Annotated in this window: 10 protein-coding genes; 2 read left to right on the top strand and 8 right to left on the bottom strand. The window is 69.5% G+C overall.

Going from position 1 to position 16,568, the window contains the following annotated elements:
- Positions 1-2: 2 nt before the first annotated feature.
- The 4 genes from D0B54_RS10585 to D0B54_RS10570 are packed head-to-tail and all read right to left on the bottom strand — an operon-like array spanning position 3 to position 8,872.
- Positions 3-2,075, bottom strand: a complete 2,073-nt coding sequence (locus tag D0B54_RS10585; protein WP_117291297.1) for a transglycosylase domain-containing protein — start codon at positions 2,073-2,075, stop codon at positions 3-5.
- Positions 2,072-2,812, bottom strand: coding sequence for a DUF695 domain-containing protein (locus D0B54_RS10580; RefSeq protein WP_117291296.1), 741 nt, complete (start codon positions 2,810-2,812; stop codon positions 2,072-2,074). Before D0B54_RS10580 ends, D0B54_RS10585 begins: the two co-directional genes overlap by 4 nt.
- Entirely contained in the window at positions 2,809-8,400 is a 5,592-nt protein-coding gene (locus tag D0B54_RS10575) for an alpha-2-macroglobulin family protein (protein WP_117291295.1), read from the bottom strand. The genes D0B54_RS10580 and D0B54_RS10575 overlap by 4 nt, the downstream gene beginning before the upstream one ends.
- A complete protein-coding gene (locus D0B54_RS10570; protein ID WP_117291294.1) occupies positions 8,372-8,872 on the bottom strand; it encodes a hypothetical protein in 501 nt (166 codons plus the stop codon). Before D0B54_RS10570 ends, D0B54_RS10575 begins: the two co-directional genes overlap by 29 nt.
- An 83-nt stretch (positions 8,873-8,955) precedes the next feature.
- Here D0B54_RS10570 and D0B54_RS10565 point away from each other — a divergent pair, with 83 nt between their 5' ends.
- On the top strand, positions 8,956-10,704 hold the full coding sequence (locus D0B54_RS10565; RefSeq protein ID WP_117291293.1) for a permease: 1,749 nt from the start codon (positions 8,956-8,958) through the stop codon (positions 10,702-10,704).
- Entirely contained in the window at positions 10,701-13,277 is a 2,577-nt protein-coding gene (gene mutS / locus D0B54_RS10560) for a DNA mismatch repair protein MutS (protein WP_117291292.1), read from the top strand. The genes D0B54_RS10565 and mutS overlap by 4 nt, the downstream gene beginning before the upstream one ends.
- Before the next feature lie 93 nt (positions 13,278-13,370).
- On the opposite strand, the gene D0B54_RS10555 is transcribed toward mutS, so the two are convergent.
- The 4 genes from D0B54_RS10555 to D0B54_RS10540 all read right to left on the bottom strand — a co-directional run bounded on the left by D0B54_RS10555 (position 13,371) and on the right by D0B54_RS10540 (position 16,545).
- Positions 13,371-14,240, bottom strand: coding sequence for an SURF1 family cytochrome oxidase biogenesis protein (locus D0B54_RS10555; RefSeq protein WP_162932339.1), 870 nt, complete (start codon positions 14,238-14,240; stop codon positions 13,371-13,373).
- A gap of 121 nt (positions 14,241-14,361) precedes the next feature.
- Complete coding sequence (locus tag D0B54_RS10550; RefSeq protein WP_117291290.1) at positions 14,362-14,598, bottom strand: DUF2970 domain-containing protein; 237 nt, start codon at positions 14,596-14,598, stop codon at positions 14,362-14,364.
- Positions 14,599-14,600: 2 nt separating this feature from the next.
- Positions 14,601-15,089: a DUF2505 domain-containing protein gene (locus D0B54_RS10545; protein ID WP_162932338.1), complete on the bottom strand. Its 489-nt coding sequence runs from the start codon at positions 15,087-15,089 to the stop codon at positions 14,601-14,603.
- A 103-nt stretch (positions 15,090-15,192) separates the two neighbouring features.
- Positions 15,193-16,545: a DUF1329 domain-containing protein gene (locus D0B54_RS10540; protein ID WP_117291288.1), complete on the bottom strand. Its 1,353-nt coding sequence runs from the start codon at positions 16,543-16,545 to the stop codon at positions 15,193-15,195.
- Between the last annotated feature and the right edge of the window lie 23 nt (positions 16,546-16,568).

Raw genomic sequence — 16,568 nt, 5'->3', positions numbered from 1 at the left:
AACTACTTCACCAGGAAGGCCGTCTCGGGCGTGCGGCCGCGCTGGCCGTCCTCGGTTTCCAGCTCGGCCCAGACCCGCTGCCGGCCACGGGCCAGCGGCCACAGGTAGCGGCCTCCTTCGACCGTCACCGGCGAGGCGCCGTTCACGTGCCAGGTGGTCCGCCGCAGCGGGCGGTTCCATTCGGCGACGAATTCGAAGGCTTCCAGCCGGTCGGGGATGCGCGGATCCATCGCCAGCATCAGGCCGTCGAAGGGCTGGCTGAGCCGCGGCTCGGCCGGCGGAGCCGTGGTGACCGCCGGTTCGGCCGGCAGGGCTCCGGCGGCGTGCGCCAGGCGCTGGGACCGCTGCAACGGCCGGTCCGCTTCCAGCCGCGCCAGCAGGGAGCGCGTAAGCAGCGCCGGGCCCTGGGCGCCGGTGATGCCGTCGGTCTCGCGGCCGGAGAGGTTGCCCATCCAGACGCCGACCAGGTAGCGGCCGTTGTAGGCCACGGTCCATGCATCGCGGTAGTCGCTGGAGGTGCCGGTCTTCACCGCCGTCTCGGCCGGGAAGCGCAGCAGGCCGCCGTCGCCGAATTCCAGCAGCCGCGCCTGCGGGTCGGAGATGATCTCGCTGATCGCGCGCGCCGCCGCCGGCTGGATCAGCGGGCGCAGCGGGCGCGGCGCCGGGTCGTTCTCCAGCAGGCTCAGGGCCTGCCACTGCCCGCCCCGTGTCAGCGCGGCATAGGCCTGCACCAGCTGGAACAGCGAGACCTCGCCATTGCCCAGGGCGATGCCGTCACCGTAGAAATCCGGATGGCGCGACAGGCCCTCCATGCCCAGCGCGCGCAGGCGCTGCAGGAAGGCTTCGCCGCCGACGAACTGCAGGGCCTTGAGCGCCGGGATGTTCAGCGAATTGCCCAGGGCCTCGCGCAGGCTGACGCGGCCGTAGTGCATGCGGCTGTAGTTGCGGTACTCGTGCAGGCCGGCATTGACGCGCTCGGTCAGGCGCGTGTCCTCCAGCACGGTGTCGGCGTTCCAGCCCTTCTCGATCGCCATGGCGTAGAGCAGCGGCTTGAGCGTGGAGCCGGGCTGGCGCAGCGCCTGCACCGCGTCCACGCCGACCACGCCCGGATGCTCGTCGTCCACCGAGGCATAGGCGCGCACGCGGTTGCCGTCCAGGTCCACTGCCAGCAGCGCGCCCTGCCGCACGCCCTGGCTGCGCAGGCCCTCGAGGCGCTGGCGCAGGAAGCCCTCGGCGCTGGCCTGCAATGCGGCGTCCAGGCTGCTGCGCAGCGGCGGTGTACCGGCGTAGCGACGCTGTGCCTCGGCGGCGAAGTGCGCGGCCGCCAGCTCCGGCGGCTGCTTCGCCCAGCTCAGGTGCTGGGCCTGCAGCGCGGCGAGGCGCTCAGGCGCCAGGGCACCCTGCTCCGCCAGGCGCTGCGCCAGGCGCGCGATCGCGGCATCCAGCGCCTCGGGCTGGCGTACCAGCCGCGAGGGCGCGCGCACCAGCACCGCCAGCGCCAGCATCTCGCGTTCCGACAGCGTCTCCAGGCTGCGCCCGAAGTAGTAGTGCGCGGCGGGCGCCACGCCGCGGCGGTTGGCGCCGTAGGGCACCTGGTTGAGATAGAACTCGAGGATATCGGGCTTGGAAAAGCGCGCGTCCAGGCGCAGCGCCTCGAAGCCTTCGACCCAGCGCGACCACAGCGTGCGCGGGCGCGGGTTGAGCACGCGTAGCGCCTGCTCCGTGATGGTGCTGGCGCCGCGCAGCGAGCGGCCGGCGCGCAGGTTGGTCCAGGTGGCCGAGAAGCGCGCGCGCCAGTCCACGCCGTGATGCGCCCAGTAGCGCCGGTCCTCGGCCTCGACGAAGGCCTGCCGCAGCAGCGGCGGCACCTGCTCCAGCGGCACGCGCTCCTGCAGGTTCCAGCCGCCGTCGTAGCGCAGGTTCAGCGGCCGGCCCTGGCGGTCCAGCACCAGGGCCTGCGCCGCCTGCCCGGGCTGCGGCTGCAGCGTGCGCGGCAGCGGACGCTGCGCCAGCAGCGTCGCCAGGGCGAGCACCGCAAGCAACCCCGCCGCGAGCTTTGCGGGGTTTGCCTTCACTCGACGACCTGCGACTCCCAGCCATCGTAGTCACCGCCGGCCTCGCGGACGGCGCGGTACAGCGGCAGCGTCACCTCGTCGATGCGCTCCGGCGCGGGGATGTCGATGCGGTAGAGCTGCAGGCAGTGGCGTGGCTCCTCGTCGTGCGGCGCCACGCGCGCGCGCACCGAAAAGCCCAGCTCGTCGGCACGGCGCTCGAAGGCCGCGCAGGCGGCGCCATCGCCGAAGTAGATCCAGTGGTCGATCTCGCGCGGTGTCGCCAGGTCGTCGCCATTGTCCTGCAAGGCCTCGCAGGCGCGACGGTTCTGCATGCGCTCGAAATCCTCGCCACGTGGATACAGAACATCCCGGTACAGGCTCCAGTCGCGGTCCTCGCGCATCCCGGTCTCATGGCGATAGCCGGCGAAGCCGGCCATCACGCGGGCACAGCGCTCCGGCCAGTCGTCGGGCATCGCGTCGTAGAAGAAGAAATCCCGCGCGCCTTCGCTGTCGCGGCGGCCGACGTAACGCGTGTCTTCGTCGTCCAGCGTCGCCAGCTCCTCCTCCAGCGCCAGCAGGGCCTCTTCCTCTTCCTCGCCGGGCAGGCCGTCGCTGCCGGGCTGCTGCAGCTCCAGCCGCAGCCACACCAGGTGCGGCAGCTGCGGCAGCGGCGTCTCGGCGCCCAGCGACAGGTCCAGGCAGGTCGCCGCGGGACGACCCTCCAGTTCGCTCACGTACCAATCCCAGTCTTCGTTCATTCGGTCACCGTCAGTCGGGCCGGCATGCCGTTGCCGAACACCTCGGGGCTGTACATCAGTTCCGCGTGCGTCTCCGGCACGGCGAAGTCGCCGGTGGCCACGGCGACGCCGAGCCAGGCCATGCGGTACTCGCCCGGCCCCGCCGAGTCGGCGAAGAAGCGCACGGCGTCATGGCGCAGCTCGCGGTGGTAGAAGGCATAGGCGCCATCCATCGCCAGCGCGGCGTCGTCGCCCGGCACGTTGGCCAGGTCCGGGTTGACCGGCTCCAGGCCGCCCGGCACCGGGTCGTCCACCACGATGTAGGTCGCCCAGGACGGCAGGTCCAGGGTCAGCTCCACACGCACCTTGTCGCCGCGTTTCAGCTTCAGCGGCGGCTCCATCGGCACCCAGGTCTTGTCGCGCAGGACGGCGTAACTGCGCCGTGCCTGCATGCCGGCGTTGATCGCGCGGGCCGCGGCTTCCTTCTCGACATAGCTCAGTGCCGCCGTGAAGTAGGCACGGCCCTGTCCCTGCGACTGGATCAGGATCGGCGGCGCGGCGCCGGCCTGCTGCGCGGTGACCGGCTTCTGCAGCTGGCCGCCCTGCTCGCGCGTGACCTTCACCTCGCCGAACTTCGCCTCGCCCAGCATCACCTGCGCCAGCAGGTCAGGGGTCACCGACTCGAAGCGGTCGGCATACTCGATGAAGGCGCGCGTGCAGAACAGGTTTTCCTGCGTGTTGCTCCAGTGGAAGCGGTTGCCGCGGGCCTGCGTGATGGTCCGCGTCAGCTTCATCGGCAGCTCGGTCATCGCCGCGTCCCAGCCGTAGCGGCCGGTGAAAGCCGACAAGGCGGCACAGTTGGAGCGCAGCTCGGAGCCCAGCAGCCACCAGCGCCAGCTGCTGTCGTCATCCTCGCGCAGCATCAGGCTGCCGGCGGACTCCTGGCCGCGCGACAGGATCAGGTCGCGCGTCTGTTTCATCAGCAGGCCGCTGCCGTCGACGCGGCTGGCCGCCTGCAGGAACAGCGACTGGCCGAACAGGCCCATGCGCGGCAGCCAGCTGGCGTAGCGCTCCAGGTCGTCTTTCTTCAGCTTGCCGCGCTGCGCCAGCGCCGCCAGCGCCACGGCGCGCACCTGCGCCCGCGTCTCCGGGGCGTCGAAGCCCTCGGCGCTGATGTCTTCCTTCAGCAGCTTCTCGAGGTAGGTGTCGAGGCGGTCCCAGACCAGCTTCGGCGGCTCGTAGCCCAGGTCCTTCATCCAGCCGAAGGCCAGCGCCGTGTAGGCCGACAGGTAGGGACTCTGGCGCTGCGCGTCGGGCGACCAGTAACCCATGCCGCCCTCCTCCGCCTGGAAGCTCGCCGCCTGCTCCAGCGTCGCCGTGGCCAGCTGCTGCGCCTCCGGCCAGTCGCCCACCGTCTTGAGACGCGGACGCAGCTTGAGGTAGTGCGCGGCCATCACCGCCTTGGTCAGGCGCTGCTCCCAGCAGGCATAGGGATACTGGCGCACGTAGCCGAAGGCACCGTCGAGATCGCCCAGCACGGTCGGCGCGAACGTGAACTTCAGCTCGCCGCGCTCCATCGTCTCCGGCAGCTTCAGGGGAATGCGCACTTCCGCGCCGGCCTCGAAGTGGCCGTAGTCCGCCACGGTGATGTTGGGCTTGCGTGCCAGCACCTTGAGCGTCTGCACCAGCGCGTCGGCGTCCTTGCCCTCGCCGGCCTGCACGGTCAGGCGGATCTCGCCCGCCGTGGGCGCCTGCAGCGGCAGGTAGACGTTGCGCCGCTCGAAGGGCTTGAGCGTGAAGGTTTCGCTCTTCGCGCCTTGCGTCGCGCCCTCGGCGCGGATGCTCAGGGTGAAACTGCGCTCGCCCTTGCCGCGGTTGAGCAGGGTGAAGCCGGCATCGAAGCGGTCCCCCGCGATCACGTGGTTGGGCAGCGCCGGTCGCAGCTCGGTGTTCTTGTTGACCTTGACCACCGCCTGCCCCAGTCCCATGCGGTCGTCGGGCGTCACCGCCAGCGCCAGGATGCGCCAGCCGGTGAGGTTGTCCGGTGCCTGGAACTCGAAGCGCGCACGGCCGCTGCTGTCGGCAGGCAAGGCCGGGTTCCAGTAGGCCACGTACTTGTCGATGCTGCGCATCGACAGGTCGCTGCCGCCGTCGCCACCGGGATTGGCGCCCTTCTTCTCGAACTTCTGCCGCCCCACCAGGCGCGTCAGCAGGCCGAAGTTGGCCACGTCCAGCGCGTCGAGACGGGTGAAGCCCTTGAGCGGATCGAAGTAGTCCTTGCCGTCCTTGATCAGGTCGAACACCGCCTCGTCGAGCACCGCCACCGCGTATTCGATACGGTCGCCGGGCTTCTTGTGCCGCGGCGCCGCCTCCAGTTCGATCTTCACGGTCTCGCGCGGGCGCATCTCCTCGCGCTGCGGCAATACCTTCACCTTCATCTCGCGCGTGGGGTCGTTGACCCGCAGTTCCAGATAGCCCATGCGGAAGCTGGGCTTGCCCAGGTCCACGCCCTCCTTGAGCGGCTGGTCGACGCGCGGCGACATCACCACCACCGAGACGTACGCACCGGGGAAGTATTCCGGCTTCACCGGGATGCGGATCTCGGGCGTGGAGCCCGACAGCTTCTCCACCCAGCGATCCAGCACGCCGTAGCGCTCCACCGTCACCAGCGCGCGGGCGCCGGGGTACGGGTTCTTCACCATCAGCTTCGCGGTGTCGCCGTCCTTGTACTCGTAGCGGTCGGCGCGCAGTTCCAGGCTGTAGTCCGGCGTGTCCTCCCACAGCACTTCGTCGGAACCCTGGGCGTAGACCCAGGTGGAGGATTCGTGCAGGCGGCCCTGGGTATCCTGCGTCATCACGGTGATGCGGAACTCGCCGCTGGCATCCGGCGTGAACGCGCAGGCCACGCCCTCCGCCTTCGAACGGCCCTTGCAGGTACCGACACGCTTCCAGCTCTGCACATAGCGCGTGATGTAGGCATTGCCCGCGCCCTTGACGCGCGCGCCCTTGGTCTCCTGCCGGTCGACCTTGACGTAGTACGGCTGGCCCTTGACCGGCTTGCCGTCGCTGCCGACCACGATCGTGCCGACCGAAGCCTCCTTGCCCTGCTGCAGCATCCAGCCGTCCCAGCGCACGCCGGCATAGCGGTCGCGGCCGTAGTACGGCACAGTGGCCTGGGCACCGATGCCCTTGCCGCGATCGTCCTGCACGGTGGCGTCGAACAGCAGACGCCCATAGGGCGTGTCGATCTGCGGCAGCTTGAGCTTCTGTGCGAACTGGCCCTGCGCGTCGAGCTGCGTCTCGGTGTCGAGCAGCGGCTCGGCGGCACGCGCCTCGTAGCTGGCGAATTCATACTGCATCGCCACCGGGTCCTTCGAGGTGAAGGGCGCGGCATCGACGCGCACCACCATGCGCGCGGGGGCGCCGGAGAAAGGCCCGCCGCCATGCAGCCGCGCGGCCAGCACGGCCTCCACTTCGTCGCCGGGTTTTGCTTCATGCGCGCGCAGCTCGGCGCCGACACGGAACGGCGCCGGGGTGAAGTCGCTGACCAGCACGCGCAGCGGCTCCAGCGGATCGTCCTTGGCGAAGTCCGGCGTCAGCTCGAAGCGGTACCACCCCACCGCGGCGCGCTCGCCCAGCTTCAGGTCGCCGGACAGCGCGCCGAAGTCGGACAGCGAGAGCTTGGCCTGCTCCAGCACGGCGTTGCCGGTGGGGTCGTAGACCTTCAGCGTGTAACCGGACTTGGGCGCCGCGGCCAGCGAGCGGCCGGCCTCGTCGCGCACGTAGATCTTGTACTGCACCGTCTCGCCGGCGCGGTAGACACCCTGCGCGGTCGTGCCCCAGGAGCGCAGGTGACCATGCTTCGGCCGTCGCCACTCGGAGAACTGGTTGCGCGAGGCGCGGTAGACGTCGACCTGGAACTCGTACTCCAGCGGCAGCAGCGCCAGGTCCTGGTCCTTCGCCACGCGCACCATCAGGCCCGGATCGGGCCGCCAGCCGGCGTTCTTCAGTTCGGGGTCCAGCACCGCCGTGCCCGGCAGTTCGGCCAGGCCGTTGCTGTCGGTCACCGCCTCGGCCTTGCTGTCGCCGCCAAAGCCCAGCAGCACGCTGACCTTGGCCTTGGACACCGGCTTGCCGCTGGCCATGTCGGTGACCCAGACCAGCAGGTTGGAATTGCCCAGCTTGGCATGCACCTGCCAGGGCGTGACCTCGGCGAAGAAGCGCTGCGGTTCGCTGGAGGTGGACGGCGTGGTGACGATGCTGCCGCTGACCGCGCCGGAGGAGGCGCCGATCATGCCGCGCACGTCCAGCGGCATGGCGAAGGCGATGTTGCGCACCGGCTGCACCGGCACGCGGTGCTGCTGGTCCTTCTGCAGGCCGGCGGCGGTCAGGCGGCTGAAGCGCGCGTCGATGCTGCCGAGGTTGGTGACGATCGCCGGGACTTCCGAGTCGATGCCGGACTCGATCACCGCGCGCTCGTGCTCGAACACCATGCGCGGCGTGCGGTCGCCGGTGCGGAAGGCAAAGTCGCGCGCCTTCAGTTCGCGGCCGAAGACATCGCGCAGGCCTGCGGCCAGGGCGCCGCGGTAGCTGCTGCCACCGATGAAATTGAAGGGCAGCGACACGGAGTAGCTGGACTCGCGCGAGTGGCCGCCGATGCTGCCGCCCTCGTCGCCGCCATTGGCCCAGGGGTCGTAGTCCTTCTTGAAGGCCTTGCGCGGATCGGGCTCCAGCGTCAGGCGGTCCTTGACCTCGGCGGTGCGCACCGGCGCGCTGAAGCTCAGGGCCGCGCCGCCCAGCGGATCGCAGCTCTGGCCCTCGTGCACGATGCCCCATTGGGGCTCGCTGCCGGGCGCGGCATTGCGCAGGCAGCTGATGCCGAGCAGGCGCAGCTCCGGGAAGGTGTGCAGGTTCTCGGCCTCGCGGTCCTCGATGCCGGTCTCGGTGCCGTAGATCGACTCCAGGCCCGGCGACAGCCACAGGCGCTGCGCCGTATCCAGCGGCAAGGCTCGCACCGGGCGCAGCAGCCACTGCTCGCGGGCTTCGCCGCGCGGCGTCCAGAACGGCATCTCGCGATCGTCCGGGTCTGCCTGCGCCTGTACCGCGGTACCGCCGATGCGCAGGGCGGCGGCAACCGAGGCCGCCGTCACCGGCTGGGTGAAGCGGGCGTAGACCACCGGCTGGCCGGGGCCTTCCCAGTCGGCCACGCGGGTGTAGCGCAGCTGCGCCCGCTCGGTGACGAAGCGGGTGGTCTGGCCGCGCTCCAGCTTCTCTCCTTGCTCGGTGACGAACTCCGGGCGGATCTCGACCGTGTAGCGCGAAGCCAGGCGCAGCTTTTCGTCGCTGGGCAGGTTGCAGGCCAGGGTCGAGGGATCGAGCCAGCGCCAGTCGCAGCGGATCGCCGGGTCCAGTGTCACCGGCACCTCGGAGGCTTCGCGCTCCATGCGGCCCAGCGGCACCACGGCGCGGTCGAAGGCGATGACGATCTGGCGCGTGTCCTTGACGTCGTCGCCCTCGGGCGTGACGCGGACGATGCCCAGCGCTTCCGCCTGCGCGGCAGAGCTGGCCAGCAGGGCCAGGCTAGCGAGCAGCAGTCTTGATGAGCGCATGCGTCACGATTCCCTGGCTGTCGCCGTAGAGGTGGATTTCCTGGTAGCCGGCGATGCCGGTCCAGACCAGTTCGCGCTTGCCCACCTGCTGCGGCTTGCCCTCGGGCAGGCCCAGGGCGGCCAGGGTCTCGGCCTGCAGGGGGTAGCCGGAGTCAGCGAAGTCGGCGGTGAACCAGCTGGCCTTGCCGTCGATGAACAGCACGCTGGCGCGGGCGTCGGGATAGCGGCAGCGGCGGCTGTAGAGGGAGTCCTCGCAGTCCTGCGGGCGGCCCAGCTTCTGCGTCACCTCGTCGGGGCTGCGGCCGGCCAGCTCCGGCACGCGCAGGATCACGCCCGGGGCCTGGGGCAGTTCCGCGCCCTCGGGCTTCTCGAAGGCCGCTTCATAGTCGAAGTCGTCCTGCTGCATCTGCCAGACGCCATAGCCGGCGCCGGCCGCGGCGACTACCCCCAGCAGTATCCATGCTGCTTTCATTCGCTGCCCTCCATTGCTGTCCGAATGCTATGGGATAATGCCCCCCTTCTGTTAACCCTTTTTCGTGGCATAACTCCCTTTTCATGCATCTCGCGCTGCTCCTCGCCACGCTCGCCGCGCTGCTGTCCGGTCCGCTGATCTACGCGGTGGCGCACCGGCGCCCGGCGCTGCTGGCCTTCCTCGATGGTTTCGTGCTGGTCAGCATCGCCGGCCTGGTGCTGCTGGAGGTGGTGCCCGGGGCCTTCGTCGACGGTGGCCTGTGGAGCGGTGCCTTCCTGCTGCTGGGCCTGCTCGGCCCTACCCTGTTCGAGCATCTGCTGAGCCGCGCCCGCCGCGGCGCCCACATCGCGGCGCTGGCGCTGGCGATCCTGGGGCTGGTGCTGCACAGCATGGCCGACGGCGCCGCCCTGTCGCCGCTGGGCGAGGAAAGCCTGCACCGCCACGATGCGCTGGCCCTGGCGGTGGCGATCCACAGCATCCCGGTGGGCCTGGTCGTGTGGTGGCTGATGGCACCGGTGTTCGGCGCCCTGCTGCCCTCGCTGGCGATCGCGGCGATGTGCCTGGGCACGCTGGCCGGCTACCACTACGGCATCGAGCTGAACGCGGTGCTCGGCCTGCAGGCCGGCGCCTGGTTCCAGGCCCTGGTCGCCGGCTCGATCCTGCACGTGGTGTTCGGCCGCCCGCACCTGGACGACCATGCCGCCGAACAAGCCTCCCGGCCGCCCTACGAAGGCCTGGGCAACCTGGCCGCGCTGGCGGCGCTGCTGCTGATCGGCGGCGCCCACGCGCATGAGGCCGGTCACTCCGGCTTCGGAGAACGCTTCCTCGCGCTGGCCCTGGAATCGGCGCCGGCCCTGCTGCTGGCCTACCTGATCGGCGGTTTCATTACCGGCGAGCTGCCGGATCGCTGGCTGCGCTGGCTGTCGCGCGGCGGACCTGGCTCGCAAGCGCTGCGCGGCATGGCGCTGGGCCTGCCGCTGCCGATCTGCTCCTGCGGCGTGCTGCCGCTGTACCAGTCGCTGATCAAGCGCGGCGTACCGCTGGCGGCGGCCACGGCCTTTCTCATCGCCACCCCCGAGGTGGGCCTGACCGCGCTGTTCGTGTCGCTGCCGCTGCTGGGCTGGGAGGCGACGCTGCTGCGCGTCGGCTGCGCGGCGCTGCTCGCCGCCTTCATCGGCTACACACTGGCACGCCTGCTGCCGGCCACCACGACGGCTGTCCCGGCCGCGCCCAGCTGCTGCGGCGGTCATCATGCTCCTGCGCCGACGCAGCAGCCCCGGCTGCGGCGCGCGCTGCGCAGCGGCCTGGTCGACCTGGTCGACGACACCGCCGCCTGGATCATTGCCGGCGTCGCCCTGGCGGCCTTCCTCGTGCCCTATGCCGAGTCCGTGCTGTGGGCACAGTTGCCCGATGGCGTGGAGGTACTGGTGTTCGCCCTGCTGGGCATGCCGATGTATGTCTGCTCGGCGGCGGCCACGCCGCTGGTGGCGGTGCTGATCGCCGCCGGCGTCTCGCCCGGCGCCGCCATCGCCTTCCTGCTCACCGGGCCGGCCACCAATGTCGCCACCTTCGGCGTGCTGGCGAAGCTGCATGATCGCCGCCATGCCCTGGCCTTCGCCGTGATCACCGCCGTCGGCGCGGTAACGATCGGCCTGGCGGTGAACCTGTTCCTGCCGCCGCTCAAGACCACGATCCCCGACCTCCACGTCCACGGCGGCGGCCTGCTGCAACAGGCCAGCCTGCTGCTGCTGGTGCTGCTCTACGGCGCCTCGCTGCTGCGCCGCGGCGGCCGCGGCTGGATGGCCGACCTGTTCGAGTCTTCGCGCACATGACCGCCGCTACGCCCTATAGCGAACACACGCCCCTGATGCAGCAGTTCTTCGGCATCAAGGCGCAGTATCCCGACACGCTCGTGCTGCTGCGCATGGGCGACTTCTACGAACTGTTCTACGACGACGCGCGCAAGGCGGCGAAGCTGCTCAACATCACGCTGACGCAGCGTGGCGAGTCCGGCGGCGCGCCGGTGATCATGGCCGGCGTGCCGCATCATGCGGTGGAGCAGTACCTGGCGCGCCTGATCAAGGCCGGCGAGTCGGCGGTGATCGCCGAGCAGGTCGGCGAAGTGGGCGCAGAGAAGGGTCCCGTACGCCGCGAAGTCGTGCGTGTCGTGACCCCCGGCACCGCCACCGACGAGGCGCTGCTGGATGCGCGCACGCAGACGCTGCTGGCCTCGGTGTCGGAATTCAAGGGCAGCTACGGCCTGGCCTGGCTGGAACTCTCGACCGGGCGCTTCTCCGTGCTGCAGACCGAGCGCCGCGCCGACCTGCTGTCGGAACTGCAGCGCCTGCGTCCCAGCGAACTGCTGGCGGCCGATGGCGGCAGCGCCGACTGGGGCGGTTTCCCGGCGCGGCTGCGGCCGGTCTGGCACTTCGACGCGGGCTCGGCCTACCGGCTGCTGACCGCGCAGTTCACCACGCGCGACCTGCGCGGCTACGGCTGCGAGGAGTTGCCCGCAGCGATCGCCGCCGCCGGCGCGCTGCTGCAGTACGTGCAGGAAACGCAGAAGGCCGCGCTGCCGCATGTCGCGGGCCTGCGCACCGAGACTGCCGGCGAGGCCCTGATCCTGGACGCCACCTCGCGGCGCAACCTGGAGATCGACCGTTCGCTGTCGGGCCAGCACGACTACACCCTGATCAGCGTGCTCGACAGCTGCGTGACGCCGATGGGCGCACGCGCCCTGCACCGCTGGCTGACGCGGCCGCTGCGCGACCATGCGCAGCTGGAGGCCCGGTACGCCGCCGTGGCCAGCCTGCTGGACGATTCCGCGGACCGCGGCCTGCGCGAGGCATTGCGCGACATCGTCGACATCGAGCGTATCCTGGCGCGCATCGCGCTGCGCTCGGCGCGACCGCGCGACCTGCTGGGCCTGTCCAACAGCCTGCATGCGCTGCCCGCGATCCTGGCCGCGCTGGGCACGCTGGAAGCGCCGCTGATCGAGAACCTGCGTCGCGAACTCGGCGACCACAGCGCCACGGCGGCCCTGCTGGCCGGCGCCCTGTCCGACACTCCGCCGCTGCTGGCGCGCGACGGCGGTGTGTTCCGCAGCGGCCACGACGAAACCCTGGACCACCTGCGCCGGCTGTCGGAGAACGCGGACGGATTCCTGGTGGACCTGGAGCAGCGCGAGCGCGCCCGCACCGGCATCGACGCGCTGAAGGTCGGCTACAACCGCGTGCACGGCTACTACATCGAGGTCGGCAAGACCCATGCGGCGAAGATTCCCGCCGACTACACGCGCCGCCAGACGCTGACCAACTACGAGCGCTACATCACCGAGGAACTGAAGAAATTCGAGGACCAGGTGCTGTCGGCGCGCGACCGCGCGCTGGCACGCGAAAAGGAACTGTACGAGGCCCTGCTGGAGCTGTTGGCGCAGCGCCTGCGGCCGCTGCAGCAGGCCGCGCAGGCCCTGGCCGAACTGGACGTGCTGGCCTGCTACGCCGAGCGCGCGCGCGCGCTCAACCTGAGCCGCCCGCAGCTGGTCGGCACGCCCTGCCTCGACATCCGCGGTGGCCGCCACCCGGTGGTGGAGCAGACGCTGCGCGAGCCCTTCGTGCCCAACGACCTGCTGCTGGACGACAGCCGCCGCCTGCTGGTCATCACCGGCCCGAACATGGGCGGCAAGTCCACCTACATGCGCCAGACCGCGCTGATCGTGCTGCTGGCGCATGCCGGCTGCTACGTGCCGGCCGAATCGGCGCGCCTGGGGCCGATCGACCGCATCTTCACCCGCATCGGCGCCGCCGACGATCTGGCCTCGGGCCAGTCGACCTTCATGGTGGAAATGAGCGAAACCGCCAACATCCTGCACAACGCCAGCGCGCAAAGCCTGGTGCTGATGGACGAAATCGGCCGCGGCACCTCGACCTACGACGGCCTGTCGCTGGCGCGCGCGGTGGCCGAGCACCTGGCCGGCAAGCTGCGCTCGTTTACGCTGTTCGCCACGCACTACTTCGAGCTGACGGCATTGGCGGACGAGCTGCCGGGCGTGGCCAATGCCCACCTGGATGCCGCCGAGTATGCCTCCGAGGCGGGCGAGCGCCTGGTGTTCCTGCACCAGGTCAAGGCCGGGCCGGCGAATCGCAGCTACGGCCTGCAGGTGGCGCAGCTGGCCGGCGTGCCGGCAGCGGTGATCCGCAGCGCCCGCACGCACCTGCTGGAACTGGAAGGCCGCGAGCCGCCGCCTTCGGCTGCCGCGGCCGCGCCGCAGCTGCCTTTGTTCGCGGCAGTGGTGGACTCCGACAGCGACCGCCTGCTGGATCAGCTGGACCCGGACGCGCTGACGCCGCGCGAGGCGCTGGAACAGCTCTACCGGCTCAAGGGGCTGCGCGGGAAGAAGAAGTAGAACCCCGAACGAAATGTGGGAGCGGCTTCAGCCGCGATGGGGCGCTTCAAGCTCCCATCGCGGCTGAAGCCGCTCCCACCGTTCAGCAAACCCCTAGCGCTGTAATTTGCCCAGCGGCGCGTGCGGATGATGATGCTTGGCCCCGGCCGGCGCTTCCTCCGCCGGTGTCTCCGTTGCCGCGGGAGCCGCGGGTGCCGGCGCGGGAGCCGCAACCGCCGGTCGCGGACGACCCAGGATCGCAAACCCCAGCCACAGCAGCAGCGCTAGCGCGGCAGCGCCGAAGGCGCCGTAGACCATCGTCTGGTAGCGTTTGACGATCGCCTGACGCTGTCCGGTCCAGTTGCGGTCGGCGCCCTCGCCCAGCTCGGTGGTCAGCATCAGCAGGCCTTGCGCGATCTGCTGCGAGTTGAACAGGCACTTCATGTCGCCGAAAGTGGGATTCGGGGTCCTCAGGGTCTTGGGCCAGGAGGTATCCAGGCAGGTTTCGGCACCCAGCTCGTTATCGGCGCTGAGGGGCAGCGGCACCCAGTAGCCGGAAAACTCGCCTTCGCTGTCCGGCACGCGGAACTTCGCGGCGTCGGAAACCTCGGACTCGGCGATCCATCCGCGGTTGACGATGACGAACTCGCCGGAGCCATTCATGCCGCCCGTGCCGGGCGTGTACTCCAGCGCCAGCCACAGGTCATAGCCCTTGCGGCCATCGGCCTGCAGGCGCGGGACCAGCAACTGTTTCGCCGGCACCAGCTTGCCAACGACGCTGCCCCGCTCGACCAGCCCTTCCACCGCGGCGGCGCGGCTGGTCAGGACCAGGGGGGTGCGCGTCTGTGCCGATTCGTACAGGGCCAGGTCGGCGGACGCTGCCTGGGCCAGTTTCTGCTGCTGAAGCCCGTACCAGGCCCCACCCGCGGCCACGCCCAGGGCAACCACGCCCAGGGCCAGCACGCGCAAGCCGTGACTTGCCATATCTCCTCCCGATGTGTGCTGCGCGCTCGTACGGCGCGCTATGCCCATTATTGCGCCGGAACAAGGGGTGGCGGCAAGGCCCCGCCCCGGGTAAAAACGGGGGGATGGCCCATACGGAGGTTCAGAGGCCGGCGCTGCGCAGCGCCAGGCGCACCGCGACCCAGACCACCAGGACGAAGGCGACGGTCATGCCCAGGGCGACCAGGATGAAATGCAGCGGCTTGCCCTTGGAAAAGTCACGCTTCCGGTTCTTCGAGCTCTGCACGCCGAAGAACGAGGCAGCGACGCTGGCGATGGTCTGCCAGAGGCTGGGCGGCGGTTCATCCGGGGGCTGCCCGGGCGTCGGATCGGTGGCCATGATCAGTAGTCGCGCAGGATCTTGATGCTGGACTGGTAGTCGGTGCGCGACTTGGCCTGCAGGTCCTCGGCCAGCACCTTCTCCAGCTTGCCGCCGATCAGCGGGATACCGCAGTTGACGTTCCAGCGCAGGTGATTGGCGCAGCCTTGCCCCTCGGGCTTGAGCTGCATCTCGGTGAAGACCTTCACCGGGGCGCCCTTGATCTCGGTATCGATGCGGCCGGTCAGCTTGTCCAGGTCCCAGGCGTCCTGCTGCACCACGGTGACCGACTCGCCGATGAACTTCCTGGCGAAGTCCGGCAACGGCACGTCGGACTTCATGTTGAAGCGGCACTTGATGCGGAAGTGCTTGCCGCTCTTCTCGTGCTCCAGCACCTCGACATCCCAGGCACCGGAGTCCTTGTACTTGCGTTCGAAGTAGCTGCGGTCGGTATACATGCGCAGCACCGTGTCGACCGGCTTGTCGTAGTCGAGCTTCTCGTCGTATTTCATCTGGTTTCCATCCCCTGCGGCCTTGGGCCGTCCCCTCATTATCGAGAAAGGCCGCCGGGGCATACCCCGGCGGCCTTCCCTTGCCTCTGGTACTGCTGACGGCTTACTTCGTCGTCATCTTCTGCACGGAGGCCGCGCTGAAGTAGTCGGCGTTGAAGCTGGCCGTGGCGTCGATCGGCTTGTCTTCGTTCCAGGCCGCGGTGATGAAGTAACGGCCCGAGGTGAAGTGATAAATCACTTCCGGCACGGTCGTCGCGGCCATGATGTTCGGCGCACTGATGATGTGGCCTTCCTGGAACTGGTACAGCTGGTCGCGGTTGTCGTAGTCGTCAACCATGCCGACGGTCCAGCCATCCTCGTCGAGATAGAAGCGACGCTTCTTGAAGGTGTGGCTGGTGCCCGGCTTGATGTCGGCCTCGACCACCCAGACGCGGTGCAGCTCGTAGCGCGGCAGATCCTGGTTCAGGTGCTTGGGCTTGGCCAGGTCCTTGTACTTGACCTTGTTGCCGGCGATCTTGTTGGAGTTGTACGCGATGTACATCTCCTTCTTGCCCACCAGCTTCCAGTTGTAGCGCTCCAGGGCGCCGTTGAACATGTCGACCTGGTCGTAGAACTGGTGACCGTCGGTGCCTTCGTACGGGTTGTCGCAGCAGACCGTCGGGGCGCGGCGGATACGCTTGAGGCCCGGCGAGTAGAGCCAGGCGGCGCGGCCTTCGGCACCGGTACCCATCTTCTCGTGCACGAGAATGAAGGTGCCGGCCAGGCGCGGCGGAGCGACGGTCTTCGACAGGTACTTGAGGAACTCGCCCTGGCCCGGCTTGAGCTCGGTCGGGTTCTTCATGGAGGCGTAGCCGAAGGTGACGTCCTCGATGATCTTGGTCAGCTGGAACTGGCCATTGGGCTGCACGATCATCTGGTTGTTGTAGCGGGTGACCGACTCACCGCGCCACTTCAGCTTGTGGTTCCAGATCGGCTCGGCGCCGGACTTCGGAATCGGGAAGGGGAAGCCGAGCTTGCAGCCGTTGAGGATTTCGGTGTTGACCAGTTCGCAGCTGGCGGCATTGGCCTTGGTGGCGGCGTAGATCTCGTCCGGCCAGCCAACAGTGCGGTGCGACGGGTACACGTTCATCTTGTAGCTGTCGTAGCTCGACAGCAGCTTCTTGTGGCCCTCGGACAGCTTGGCGGCGTACTGCGCCATGTTGGCCTTGGTGATCGTGTAGATCGGCTTTTCGCCATCGATCTTGTCGTCATGCGGCCAGTCGCCCTTCAGCGCGCCCTCGCGAGCGCGGGGCTCCCAGGCACCGATCGACTTGTCGGCGTTGCCGGCCTTTTCGGCGCCCACCGGCGTCAGTTCGGCGCCGAGCTTGGCCGCCTCCGCTGCGGGGACCTTGGCTCCGGCCTGTGCCGTAAGGCACAGCGCTGCGGCGCCAAGGATTGTTACTAAGACTTTTTTCATCGGGAACATCTCCTCGTCTTTGG

The organism is Solimonas sp. K1W22B-7, assembly GCF_003428335.1.
Lineage (GTDB): Bacteria > Pseudomonadota > Gammaproteobacteria > Nevskiales > Nevskiaceae > Solimonas_A.
This window is presented reverse-complemented; position numbering and strand designations above follow the sequence as displayed.